We start from the raw sequence: 13098 nt of genomic DNA, 5'->3' as shown, positions 1-13098 counted from the left end.
TGTCAATCTTTACAAAGATTTTTTATTGGGAATAAATGCGCTTAGTATCTCTATGTCTTTGGGACGGACCAGTACGTCTAATTTTAATATTTCTGCGGATTCCTTGTTCCTGAACTCAAGTTCCATAAATCTTTTCTCTAATCTTTTCATTGAAGTATCCATTCTTCTTGAAAGATAAATATGTCCATTACCGCTATCGGCAATATAGCTCTTATTGATAAAAGCTGTGTAGTCAGATGTAAATGCTATCCATAGTAAAAACCCCTTGCCGTTGGAGAAGTCAGTTGAATCGCTGGCGTTTAACGTCATTGTATGTATAATTTCTTGCCCGGTGGACTCTTGAACTTTCTTTATAAGTTCAGGTTCTATTATTTTCCAGTTCTTATTATTCTTGATTGCTCTGATAATTACAAAGAAGATGCTGAGTAATGCGATGATTACAAATAGTATTGCTATAATCAGTTTTATTCCAAGCATGTTTGTGATGTTCTTTTTATTGAGTTGTTTTACTCCGTATTCCAACTTTGTTTAGTTGGCGGCAAATATACTGTTTTAATTCCGATGACCGAATGAAAATTGGTTTTATTGTTGAAATGCTAAATGATGAAGCGGCGATGAGCAGAGTTGATAAGCGGGTACGAATGTATATGGTAAAAAGAAGAACTGTCGCATTTACACTTAAATCAAAGAATTGCACGGCATCTTGGATACATTGTCGGAATGGATTTTATATATTAGAACTTGTCGGATGATCCGATTGCTGCGTTTTGTCTGTGTTTCATTTCAAAAAGTGAGTAAATGGCTGTTTCCGCTTACATGTACTTTCTCTTTTATCGGGCTGATAGGGAGCACAGGAACACAAAAACAGATTTTTGGACTCCAACAGCCGGGCTTTGGAGATCGGAAACCCGGGCTTTTCGGGTTGAAGCCCCTTGCTTTTCTCAAAAAGAAGTAAGCATTTTCCGAAAATGCTTACTTCTTTCGGGTGAAATGCTTACTTCTTTTTCAGAAAAACAAAGGTCTTTTGTTTCACATCTTCTTTTACCGGTGTTTCGGAGCGGCGTGAATCCATATATTTCTCTGGTTGCTTCCGAATGGCGAACGCTTAGGAAAAGATAAAATGATTCCTTATATCCTTTATTTCTTTTTCTTTGTCCGGCTTCTGTGTACTTATGCTTTCGCTTTTGTGCCAACTTTCCCTATCTGGATAATAAAAAGAAAATCGCCGATCCGTGTGGAAGGCGATTTTTCTTTGCGGACGTACTCTTGCCGGAAATAAGGCAATCTGAGCGGGTCCCGATTATCATTTTGACAAAGTGTTACTCTATCAGTGCGAAGTCCAGTTGTTTCTTCTCCAGATTGGCCCGTGCCACTTTGATGGTGATCGCGTCTCCCAGGCTGTAGATACGGTTCTTGCGACGACCGCGCAGGCAGTAGTTCTTTTCGTCGAACTCGTAATAATCATCGTCCAGATCGCGGATAGGTATCATGCCCTCACATTTGTTTTCGTTCAGTTCTACGTAAAGTCCCCATTCCGTTACGCCGGAGATCACTCCGTCATAAGTCTGTCCCAGATGTTCACTCATGAACTCCACCTGTTTGTATTTGATGGAAGCACGTTCGGCGTTGGCTGCAATCTGTTCCATGTTCGAACTGTGGTCGCACAGATCCTCGTACTTCGTTTCCGATACGCTGCGTCCGCCATCCATATATTTGGTTACCAACCGGTGCACCATCATGTCCGGAAAACGCCGGATAGGAGAGGTGAAGTGGGTGTAATAGTCGAAAGCCAGTCCATAATGACCGATGTTGTGCGTAGAGTAGCGCGCTTTCTGCATGGCACGGATAGATACGGTTTCAATCAGGTTCTCTTCCTTCTTTCCTTGTATGTCGTCCAACAGGTGATTGATCGATTTAGAGACATCCGTCTTGGTTCCGCTTGTGCGAAGTCTGTAACCGAAACGGGCGATGAACTGTGCGAGGTTGTCCAGCTTTTCCGGATCAGGAAGGTCGTGGATACGGTAAGGCAGCACTTTGGCCTTCTTTCCTTTGGGTGCCTTGCCTATTTTCTCTGCTACGGTGCGGTTGGCAAGCAGCATAAACTCTTCTACCAGCTTATTGGCATCTTTTGACTCCTTAAAGTAAACGCTGATGGGTTTTCCTTTTTCATCGATTTCGAATTTCACTTCGTAACGGTCGAAGTTGATGGCTCCTGCTGCAAAACGCTTTTCACGCAAGGCCTTGGCTATGGTGTCGAGCATCAGTATCTCGTCCTTGAAGTCACCCTCTTTGGTTTCGATGATCTGTTGCGCCTCTTCGTAAGTAAAGCGGCGGTCCGATTCGATGACCGTGTGTACAATGCGCGAGTCTCTCACTTCTCCTTTTTCCGTAATGTCGAATATGGCAGAGAAAGCAAGTTTCTCTTCGTTGGGACGAAGCGAGCAGATGAAGTTGCAGAGACGTTCGGGCAACATCGGTATGGTGCGGTCTACCAGATAAACGGAGGTTGCACGCTTTTCGGCTTCTTTGTCGATAATGCTTCCCTCTTTGACATAGTGCGTCACGTCGGCAATGTGTACGCCGACTTCCCAAAGTCCGTCCTTCAATGGGCGGATGGAAAGAGCGTCGTCAAAGTCTTTGGCGTCTTTCGGGTCGATGGTGAAAGTGGTTACTTTTCGGAAGTCTTCGCGGCGGGCTATCTCTTCGGCGGAAATCTCTGCGGGAATCTTATCTGCGGCTTTTTCTACCGACTGCGGATAGACGTATGGCAATCCGAATTCGGCCAGGATAGCGTGCATCTCAGTCGTATTGTCACCGGCTTTGCCAAGAATGTCGAGCACTTGTCCGATCGGGTTTTTAGCTTTGTCCGGCCACTCTGTGACCTTTACCACTGCCTTGTCGCCGGTCTTTCCGCCCTTCAGTTTATCTTTAGGGATAAAGATGTCGTTGGCAAGCGTACGGTTTTCCGTGACGAGGAAGGCATATGATTTCTCCACTTCCAGTGTGCCGACGAATGTATCGTTGGCGCGTTCCAGTATCTCGATCACTTCTCCCTCGGCCTCGCGTCCGCGACGTTTGGCATAAAAGGCGATGCGCACCTTATCGTTATTCATCGCATGAGCGGAGTTACGCTCGGCGACAAAAATCGGGTCTCCGCCTCCTTCGGGGATAAACGAGTTCTTTCCGTTGCTTTTACGCTGGAAAGTTCCGGTCATCTCAACACCGTGATTGTTTAGTTTATATTTGTTTTTATCTACTTCGGTAATGTAGTCATCGGCCAGGAGATCGGACAGGATATCCATGCAGAGCATTTTTAGCGGATGAGTGGTTAACTTCAGTTCCGAGAAAATATATTTCAGGCTGATAACCTCGTCTTGTTTGGCATGGAAGAAATCGAGAACCACCTTTGACAGTTCTTTCTTCTTCATTCTTTTGCCGGCTTTTTTTTCTTTCTTTTTAGCCATAATCGGTTCGTTTTATATCAATCAGTACAAAGTAAGCGATTAAATATTAATAATTCAAGATTTTCATGTACATTTGCCCCTCACATTATGAATAATCTAACAAATGGAAAGTGAAAAGTCTTCCAGGGAGAAGGGAATTTATAAAGTAACGATCGTGGGAAGTATCGTGAACTTCCTTTTGCTCGTTTTTAAATTCTTTGCCGGAATTGCCGGGCATAGTGCGGCTATGCTGGCCGATGCTGTCCATTCACTATCCGACTTCATCACCGATATTGTTGTCATTGTCTTTGTCCGTATCGCCGGGAAGCCCGAAGATAAGGGGCACGATTATGGGCACGGCAAATATGAAACATTGGCTACGGCCATCATCGGGTTGTTACTTTTGTGTGTCGGCTTCGGTATCTTCTGGAATGGTGCCTCTTCCATTTATACTTTTTTGCAGGGCGGACAGTTGGAGTCTCCCGGTGTAGTGGCATTGGTGGCGGCATTGGTGTCGATTGTGTCAAAAGAGATACTGTATCAGTATACCGTGATTCAGGGCAAGAAGTTAAATTCTCAGGCCGTGGTAGCCAATGCCTGGCATCACCGGAGTGATGCGTTATCATCCATCGGAACGGCTATCGGTATTGGAGGGGCCATTTTGCTGGGAGATCATTGGCGGGTACTCGATCCGATTGCCGCAGTGGTAGTCAGTTTCTTTATTATGAAGGTATCTGTGCAGTTGCTGATTCCTTGTGTGGACGAACTGCTTGAAAAGTCCTTGCCGGACGATGTCGAGAAAGAGATTGAGCAGACCGTACTCTCTTTTCCGGGAGTGAGTCAGCCCCACCATTTGCGTACCCGCAGGATCGGCAGTTATTATGCCATCGAAATTCATGTCCGCATGGATGGGAAGATAACTCTGGAAGAGGCGCATGGCACGGCTACTGCTATCGAAAATAAACTAAAAGAGATGTTTGGGAAAGGAACCCATGTAGGCATTCATGTGGAACCAACGAAATAATTATCATTTGATCTGAATTTTATGGAGAGTATTCTAATTACCGGAGCAAGCGGATTTATCGGCAGTTTCATTGTTCAGGAAGCTTTGAAACGCAGGTTTGGTGTCTGGGCGGGGATCCGTGCATCCAGCAGTAAGAAATACCTGAAAGAACGCAAGATTCACTTCCTTGAGTTGGACTTTGCACACCCCAATGAGTTGCGGGCACAACTGTCCGGCCATAAAGGTACGTACAATAAATTCGATTATATCGTCCATTGTGCCGGCGTGACCAAGTGTGCGGACAAGAACGACTTCGACCGTGTCAACTATCTGCAGACCAAATATTTTGTCGATACGTTGCGCGAGCTTAATATGATTCCCAAGCAGTTTATCTATATCAGTACTCTGAGTGTATTCGGTCCGATACGTGAAAAGGATTATACTCCCATCCGTGAAGAAGATACTCCGGCTCCGAATACGGCTTACGGATTAAGTAAGCTGAAAGCGGAACTTTATATCCAGAGCCTGCCCGGTTTTCCGTATGTCATTTACCGTCCGACGGGAGTGTACGGACCTCGTGAGGCAGACTATTTCCTGATGGCGAAGTCCATCCGGCAACATACGGATTTCTCCGTGGGATATAAACGGCAGGATCTGACATTTGTGTATGTGAAAGATATTGTACAGGCTATTTTTCTGGGAATCGAGAAGGAAGTATCCCGGCGTGCTTACTTTCTGGCTGACGGGAAGGTATATAAAAGCCGTGCTTTCTCTGATCTGATTCAAAAAGAATTGGGGAGTCCGTTTGTTATTCACATCAAATGTCCGTTAATTGTGCTAAAAGTCGTATCTTTGCTCGCCGAATTTATAGCGACCCGTTCGGGAAAGAGCAGCACACTGAATTCGGACAAATATAAAATAATGAAACAAAGAAATTGGCAATGCGACATAACTCCGGCTGTGAAAGAACTGGGATATGCTCCTGAATACGATTTGGAAAAGGGAGTGAAGGAAACGATTGCCTGGTATAAGAACGAAGGATGGCTTTAGATTTATTTAAACGTGTAGAAAGCCGTAAGGGCTTGTTTGCTGTTGAGAAGATAACATTGATATATAATCTGTTAACTTCTATCTTGATTTTATTCATGTTTCAACGGATGGACCATCCGCTCCACATGTTGTGGGACAGGGCAGTGATTGCGGCAATGACTTTTTTGCTGATGTATCTCTACCGGTTGGCTCCATGTAAGTTTTCCGCTTTTGTGCGTATCGCTATCCAGATGAGTCTTTTGTCATACTGGTATCCGGATACTTTTGAGTTCAACCGTGTCTTCCCCAACCTGGATCATCTTTTTGCTACGGCCGAACAGTGGATGTTCGGAGGGCAACCTGCCGTATGGTTTTGCCACGCGTTTCCGCAAATGTGGGTGAGTGAACCCTTCAATATGGGGTACTTCGCATATTATCCGATGATTCTCGTGGTGACGTTGTTCTATTTCATCTATCGGTTCGATCTGTTTGAGAAGATGTCGTTTGTACTGGTCACCTGCTTTTTCATCTACTACCTTATTTATATATTCGTTCCGGTTGCCGGTCCTCAGTTCTATTTCCCTGCCATTGGCATGGATTCTGTCTCACAAGGTGTCTTTCCTGCCATTGGCGATTATTTCAATCACAATCAGGAGTTGCTTCCGGGTCCCGGCTATCAGCATGGATTCTTTTATAGCCTGGTAGAGGGTTCGCAACAAGTGGGAGAACGTCCTACGGCGGCTTTTCCCAGTTCGCATGTCGGTGTTTCGACTATTCTGATGATTATGGCTTGGCGTGGCAGCAAGAAACTTTTTGCCTGCCTGTTGCCGCTCTATCTGTTGCTTTGCGGAGCTACTGTCTATATTCAGGCACATTATCTGATTGATGCGATTGCGGGCTTTATCTCTGCTTTCGTGCTGTATGTGCTGGTGACAAAGATGTTCAAGAAATGGTTTGCAGTGCCGATGTTTAAGTGATGGGGTGAAGTCCATCGAATATCCGGAAAAGCTCTTCTACCGACTCTGTTCGCAGCATGGCGATGCGTGTTTCCCGGAAGTTGGGTATTCCTTTGAATAAAGGAGTTGCTGCCAGATGGCGGCGGATATGGATAATCCCTCTGCGCTCGTCCAGGCGGGCTACACTGTTCAGCACCTCTTCACGCAATACATTCAGATACCACTCAAAGGATTCCTGCGGCAATTCTTCTCCGGTTTCAAGATAATGCTTCACTTCGCGGAATATCCATGGGCGGCCGATGCTGCCACGTCCTATCATGATAGCGTCTACTCCATACCGCTCAAAACACTCCTTGGCACCGGTAGCCGAAGTTACGTCGCCATTTCCTATGATCGGTATATGCATACGCGGGTTGTTCTTTACTTCCCCTATCAGGGTCCAGTCCGCTTCGCCCGTATACATCTGTGCCCGGGTACGTCCGTGAATGGCCAATGCCGCAATACCGCAATCCTGTAATTGTTCGGCCAGGTCGACAATGATTTTATGGTCCGCATCCCATCCCAGACGGGTCTTTACAGTAACGGGTATTTTGACTGCATCTACTACGGCACGGGTTATTTCAAGCATCTTCGGGATATTCTGCAACATACCGGCGCCTGCTCCTTTTCCGGCAACTTTCTTTACCGGACAGCCGAAGTTGATGTCTAATATATCCGGTTGTGCTTCTTCTACAATCCGTGCTGCGCCAACCATGGCTTCCGTATCTTTACCGTATATCTGAATGGCGACGGGACGTTCTTCGTCGCAGATGGTCAGTTTTTGAGTTGTTTTGTTGACGGAACGTATCAAAGCATCACTCGAGACGAACTCTGTGTATACCATATCGGCTCCGAACTTTTTGCACATCAGGCGGAAAGCGGGATCGGTGACATCCTCCATCGGAGCCAAAAATACAGGGCGTTCACCCAGGTCTATGTGGCCTATTTTCATCTTTTTACGATTTTCTATTCATTATTTGGCTGCAAAAGTACGGAAAAAACCCCTACCTTTGCACTCCATTCATTTATTTAACTGGATAGAAATTATGAAGAAAAGACTATTTTCCATTGCTCTGTGCCTGACTTTTATCTTGTCTGCCACTTCCGTTTCGGCTCAGGATGCTGCTTATAAAGAGGCGTTAAGCAAGATGCTCGAGGCCTCGGGCGCTATGACTACTGTGAAATCGATGGTTCCGCAGATGATCGGGATGATGAAACATACTTATTCGAACGTTCCGGATGAATTCTGGAAAACTTTTGAAGAGCAGTTGTCCGAAAAGGCAAACACACAGTTTATGGATATATATGTATCTATTTATTACAGGTATCTGACGATAAACGACCTGAAGAAGATTACCCAGTTCTATGAATCTCCTGTGGGAAAGAAGCTGGCCGAGTCCACTCCGGTGATGACTGCCGAGGCCATGGAAGCGGGTCAGCAGATCGGAATGGGGATTGCCCAGGAGATAGTGGCAAACCTGAAAGAAAAAGGATATATTCAGTAGTTGCGGACTCGTAACTTATAATTGGTAACTATGTATAAGATAAGTGACTTTGAAATAATGGCTCCGGTTGGCTCACGCGAATCGCTCGCGGCAGCCATCCAGGCGGGAGCTGATTCTATTTATTTTGGTATTGAGAATCTGAACATGCGTGCACGTTCGGCCAATACATTCACCATTGAGGACTTGCGCGAGATAGCCCGGACCTGTGACGAACATGGAATGAAGAGTTATCTGACGGTGAATACCATCATATATGACAAGGATGTTGAACTGATGCGTACCATTGTCGACGCGGCCAAGGAAGCGGGTATTTCGGCTGTGATTGCCGCCGATGTGGCGGTGATGAGCTATGCCAACAAGATTGGTCAGGAAGTGCATCTGTCTACGCAATTGAATATCTCGAATGCAGAAGCCTTGAAGTTTTACGCGCAATTTGCCGATGTAGTGGTGTTGGCGCGCGAACTGAATCTGGAACAGGTAGCGGAGATCTATCGTCAGATTCAGGAAGAACATATCTGTGGACCGGGCGGAGAGCTGATCCGTATCGAAATGTTTTGCCACGGAGCGCTTTGTATGGCTGTTTCGGGCAAGTGCTATCTGTCTTTGCATGAAATGAATCATTCTGCCAACCGGGGAGCCTGCATGCAGATCTGCCGTCGTTCTTACACTGTCCGTGATAAGGATACCGATGTGGAACTTGAGGTTGACAACCAGTACATCATGTCGCCCAAAGATTTAAAGACCATTCATTTCATGAATAAAATGATGGATGCCGGGGTGCGTGTATTCAAAATCGAAGGCCGTGCCCGCGGGCCCGAATATGTACGTACTGTTGTCGAGTGTTATAAGCAGGCTATTCAGGCCTGTCTGGATGGTACGTTTACCGACGAGAAGATTGCGGCGTGGGATGAACGCTTGAAAACGGTATTCAACCGGGGCTTTTGGGACGGTTACTATCTGGGACAGCGTCTGGGAGAATGGACTAAGAATTACGGATCGGCGGCAACCGAACGTAAGATCTATGTGGGGAAAGGTATTAAATACTTCTCCAACATTGGTGTAGCCGAATTCCTGGTGGAAGCGGCTGAAGTGAGTGTAGGCGATAAACTGTTGATTACCGGCCCTACTACCGGAGCTGTGTTTGCTACGCTCGATGAGGCCCGTGTGGACCTGAAACCGGTAGAAACCGTGAAGAAGGGAGAGCACTTCTCTATGAAGCTGGATAAGATACGTCCGAGTGACAAACTGTATAAATTGGTTTCGACCGAAGAACTGAAAAAATTTAAGGGACTGGAATAAAGATGGAAAAGTATATCTATGAACTTACTTTAAAGGTACGTGACTACGAGTGCGACCTGCAAGGCATTGTGAATAACGCTAATTATCAACATTATCTGGAACATACCCGTCATGAGTTTCTTTCATCGGTAGGCGTAAGTTTTGCAAAACTGCACGAAGAGGGCGTGGATCCGGTGGTAGCCCGCATTAATATGGCCTTCAAAACCCCATTAAAGAGTGGTGATGAATTCGTTTCCAAATTGTATATGAAGAAAGAAGGTATCAAATATGTGTTCTATCAGGACATCTTCCGGAAAAGCGATAATAAGGTTGTCGTTAAATCGACGGTGGAAACGGTATGTGTGGTAAACGGACGTTTGAGCGATAGTGAATTATTCGACCGGATTTTTGCGCCTTACCTGCAATGAGCACCGATGAAGAACGGATATGCAGTATTGCACTGACGCAAATACCGGGCGTTGGACATATAGGTGCCAAACGTCTGGTAGACGGTATGGGGAGTGCTGCCGATGTATTCCGTTACCGGACTGAATTGCCCGATCGCTTACCCGGAGTGAATCAGGCAGTTGTCGCAGCATTGGATTCTCCACAGGCATTGAAGCGTGCCGAACGGGAATATGAGTTTGTACGGGATAACCGTATCTCTTGCCTTACGATGGCAGATGAAGGCTATCCCTCCAGACTGCGTGAATGCGATGATGCTCCCGTCGTATTATTCTTTAAAGGAAAAGCCGATCTCAATGCTTTCCACATTATTAATGTGGTCGGGACCCGTAATGCAACGGATTACGGGAAACAAATTTGCGTCAGTTTCCTGCAGGATTTGCAGGCGTTATGTCCGGATGTACTTGTTGTCAGCGGATTGGCTTATGGGATCGATATCAATGCCCACCGGGCAGCACTGGCTGTCGAACTTCCTACTGTGGGAGTATTGGCTCATGGGCTGGACCGTATTTACCCTTCGTTACATCGTAAAACAGCCATTGATATGCTCCGGCAGGGTGGACTGTTAACTGAATTTCTTTCCGGAACAAATCCGGATAAACATAACTTCATCAGCCGGAACCGTATTGTTGCCGGTATCAGCGATGCCACTATTGTGGTGGAGTCTGCCGCTAAAGGCGGTTCTCTGATTACGGCGGATATTGCCGGAAGTTATCATCGCGACTGTTTTGCTTTCCCGGGGCGGGTCACTGATGAATATTCGAAAGGGTGCAATCAGTTGATACGGGACAATAAGGCTGTTTTGTTGGAGTCTGCGGCGGATTTTGTGAAGGCAATGGGGTGGGATACCGGTTCACATACTATTAAACCGACAACCGTACAGCGGAATCTTTTCCCTGATTTATCTGCCGAAGAACTGAAGATTGTAGATATTCTCGGACGGCTGGGAGATTTGCAGATCAATGCGTTGATGGTGCAGGCTGATATTCCTGTCAATAAGATCAGTGTCATTCTGTTTGAGCTGGAAATGAAAGGAGTAATCCGGGCCTTGGCGGGAGGAGTCTATCAGTTACTTAAATAAAGGGGCAAAAAAAGGAGTCACGCCTGACTCCAACCTTTTGTTAACCTTAAATCTAATACTATGAAAAAAATCACAATACAAATGTAATTCTCTTCGGATGATTCTCCAAATATTTCCTTGAATATTGTCTCTCTTTTGAATTCCTTCACGGTTTTTCACGGATATGCCTTTATAATGTCTCTTCTTCCTGTTTATTTAGCAGTCTTTAGGGAAGGATAAATCCCGTCAAACTTGCAAAATCGTTCCAATCGTTTCACACAACAAACCAGGCCTTTTATTTAGTTAGATTAAGTGTATTTCGTTTAATTTCAAAGCTCTATATTTGCTTTATACAAATAGAGCAACTATGGAGAATCGCATCTATATATTCATCTTTTGGGGGATCCTTTTCTTTTTGCCGGGTGAAGGTTTTGCGATGATGACGATGACGGATGCCATAAGGAAAGAAGGGTTCGATTTTCAAAAAATAGACTGGTCTGTTTTGTACGAGAAGATTGCTGCAGATTCACAGGTGCCCGATCAGAAAGATGTACTGATGTTGTTGGATTACCATCGTGATGATCCTGTAAGATGTGAGTCTTTATTGCGTCGGCTTAACGGAGGAAAAGCTTACCATTACATTGCGAACCGGATATTACCGGAACTGTCGGTACCGCAAAGAAAACGGCTTCCGGCAATGACGGTAAAAGAAGCAAAGCCGGTATATGGAGTGGAAACAGCTAAACCGCTTCCCGGTAAACTTGCCGGAGGAGAGCCTGTCATGGTAAATAGGGAAAAATCAGTAATGGAATCGGAGAAGGTGGGGCGGCAAACGGTATTGGCCGTCAAGAACAATCTGCTTTATGACTTGGCGTTGGCACCCAATATAGAAGTGGAAATACCATTAGGTAAGCGTTGGTCTTTGAATACTGAATACAAATGTCCCTGGTGGCTGAATAGCAGAGAAGAGTTCTGCTATCAGCTGCTTTCGGGAGGGGTGGAAGGACGTTGCTGGTTAGGAAATCGCCGGAAACACGGCAGGCTGACAGGACATTTTCTGGGATGTTATGCAGAAGGAGGTATTTACGACTTCCAGTTTAAGGGAGATGGTTATCAGGGAAAGTATTATGCAGCCTCGGGGGTTACGTATGGATATGCGAAACAGGTAGCCCGCCATCTTTCGTTTGAGTTTAGTGTGGGAGTGGGATACTTGACAACAGAATACCGTAAGTATACTCCTTACGAAGGCTCGTTAGTCTGGACAAATAGCGGACGTTACAATTTTATCGGGCCTACCAAAGCCAAGGTATCATTGGTCTGGCTTATAACGGCAAGGAGATAGAGATGGATGAAAGATATAGGACAGTTGCTTTTTGTGCTTTTCTGCCCGTTGTTGCTGATGACGGGATGCAGCCGGCGGGAACTGCTGGATGATTATCCGGTTAGTGGAGTACGGATCGCGCTAAACTGGGAAGGAGTGACAGAGAAACTACCGGAGGGAATGCAGGTTATCTTTTATCCGAAAGATGGAAGAGGTAAAAAGAAGAGTGCATATTTGTCGGTAACCGGTGGAGAGGTACCGGTACCTCCCGGACATTACTCGGTTGTGGTTTACAATTACGATACAGAAACGGTCTTGATTCGTGGAGAAGAATCTTATGAAACCATTCAGGCTTGCACCAATTTCTGTAAGTTTGAGGTTGCCGGAACAGAAAAGATGGTTTGGGGGCCGGATCCGCTTTATGTGATAAACATAGATGATCTGGATGTACGAAATAGTGAGGAGACATTGACGCTGGAGCTGAAACCAAGGCTGGTAGTCAGAACTTACTCTTTTAGCATCAAAGCACAGGGGTTGAGTAATGTTTCTACTGTGATAGGGAGTGTCGGTGGGATGGCAGACCATTATTTTTTAGGAAAAGGTTATGCCATGTGTGATGCCTGTCCGATTAATATTGATCTGAACGTGAAAGCCGGAAAGATAGAAGGGGTATTTACCACTTTTGGGCTACCCGAAGTTGTTATTAGCCGTGCCGAGATCGAACTTCCGGTGATGATGAACCTGATGATTATTAAGGTGGACAAGTCGGTGCAGGAAGTGAAGATTAATATAACGGAAGCCGTACAAGAACCTACCAGTGGTGGTGAAGGAGGAGAAGGAGATGAAACGAAACCGCCGACATTGGTTGAAGTTGAAATAGAAGACGAAATAAAAGTAGACGATGTGGAGGTACCTCCAGGTGGAGGTGGCGGCATTGGCGGTGATGTAGGAGACTGGGACGACGAAACGAATGTGGAGTTGCCCGTTGGATAAGAAAAA

Annotated in this window: 12 protein-coding genes; 9 read left to right on the top strand and 3 right to left on the bottom strand. The window is 45.7% G+C overall.

Annotation, left to right across the window (positions count from 1 at the left end; all coding sequences use genetic code 11):
• Positions 1-9 precede the first annotated feature (9 nt).
• Positions 10-522 carry a hypothetical protein gene (locus DBK98_RS03685; RefSeq protein WP_234058948.1) on the bottom strand — a complete coding sequence of 171 codons (513 nt, stop codon included), beginning with the start codon at positions 520-522 and terminating at the stop codon, positions 10-12.
• 797 nt (positions 523-1319) lie between these two features.
• Positions 1320-3464 (bottom strand): ribonuclease R, encoded by a 2145-nt coding sequence (gene rnr, locus DBK98_RS03680; RefSeq protein ID WP_005812511.1) that lies wholly within the window; start codon positions 3462-3464, stop codon positions 1320-1322.
• A gap of 103 nt (positions 3465-3567) precedes the next feature.
• Here rnr and DBK98_RS03675 point away from each other — a divergent pair, with 103 nt between their 5' ends.
• Genes DBK98_RS03675 through DBK98_RS03665 form a run of 3 tightly spaced genes read left to right on the top strand, consistent with a single transcriptional unit; the run spans position 3568 to position 6452 of the window.
• The gene (locus DBK98_RS03675) at positions 3568-4467 is read left to right on the top strand and encodes a cation diffusion facilitator family transporter (RefSeq protein ID WP_005782889.1); all 900 of its coding nucleotides are present in this window, start codon (positions 3568-3570) and stop codon (positions 4465-4467) included.
• Positions 4468-4488: 21 nt separating this feature from the next.
• Positions 4489-5496: an NAD(P)-dependent oxidoreductase gene (locus DBK98_RS03670; protein WP_005812513.1), complete on the top strand. Its 1008-nt coding sequence runs from the start codon at positions 4489-4491 to the stop codon at positions 5494-5496.
• Complete coding sequence (locus DBK98_RS03665; protein ID WP_005782893.1) at positions 5487-6452, top strand: phosphatase PAP2 family protein; 966 nt, start codon at positions 5487-5489, stop codon at positions 6450-6452. The genes DBK98_RS03670 and DBK98_RS03665 overlap by 10 nt, the downstream gene beginning before the upstream one ends.
• Here the strand turns inward: DBK98_RS03665 and dusB are convergent.
• Positions 6445-7422 carry a tRNA dihydrouridine synthase DusB gene (dusB, locus tag DBK98_RS03660; protein ID WP_005812515.1) on the bottom strand — a complete coding sequence of 326 codons (978 nt, stop codon included), beginning with the start codon at positions 7420-7422 and terminating at the stop codon, positions 6445-6447. The two genes, DBK98_RS03665 and dusB, sit on opposite strands and share 8 nt — an antisense overlap.
• Before the next feature lie 94 nt (positions 7423-7516).
• Between dusB and DBK98_RS03655 the strand changes: the two genes are divergently transcribed.
• The 6 genes from DBK98_RS03655 (at position 7517) to DBK98_RS03630 (ending at position 13092) form a co-directional block, all read left to right on the top strand.
• Complete coding sequence (locus tag DBK98_RS03655) at positions 7517-7975, top strand: DUF2059 domain-containing protein (protein ID WP_005822479.1); 459 nt, start codon at positions 7517-7519, stop codon at positions 7973-7975.
• A gap of 57 nt (positions 7976-8032) precedes the next feature.
• Positions 8033-9274 (top strand): peptidase U32 family protein, encoded by a 1242-nt coding sequence (locus DBK98_RS03650; protein ID WP_005812518.1) that lies wholly within the window; start codon positions 8033-8035, stop codon positions 9272-9274.
• 2 nt (positions 9275-9276) lie between these two features.
• Positions 9277-9681 carry a thioesterase family protein gene (locus DBK98_RS03645; RefSeq protein WP_005782900.1) on the top strand — a complete coding sequence of 135 codons (405 nt, stop codon included), beginning with the start codon at positions 9277-9279 and terminating at the stop codon, positions 9679-9681.
• Positions 9678-10799: a DNA-processing protein DprA gene (gene dprA, locus DBK98_RS03640; RefSeq protein ID WP_032535554.1), complete on the top strand. Its 1122-nt coding sequence runs from the start codon at positions 9678-9680 to the stop codon at positions 10797-10799. Before DBK98_RS03645 ends, dprA begins: the two co-directional genes overlap by 4 nt.
• Before the next feature lie 346 nt (positions 10800-11145).
• Entirely contained in the window at positions 11146-12120 is a 975-nt protein-coding gene (locus DBK98_RS03635) for a DUF3575 domain-containing protein (RefSeq protein ID WP_032535553.1), read from the top strand.
• A gap of 6 nt (positions 12121-12126) precedes the next feature.
• Positions 12127-13092, top strand: a complete 966-nt coding sequence (locus DBK98_RS03630; RefSeq protein WP_032535552.1) for a DUF5119 domain-containing protein — start codon at positions 12127-12129, stop codon at positions 13090-13092.
• The last annotated feature ends 6 nt before the right edge of the window (positions 13093-13098 follow it).

This window comes from Bacteroides sp. PHL 2737 (genome assembly GCF_004115325.2).
In the GTDB taxonomy this organism is placed as follows: Bacteria; Bacteroidota; Bacteroidia; order Bacteroidales; family Bacteroidaceae; genus Bacteroides; species Bacteroides hominis.
This window is presented reverse-complemented; position numbering and strand designations above follow the sequence as displayed.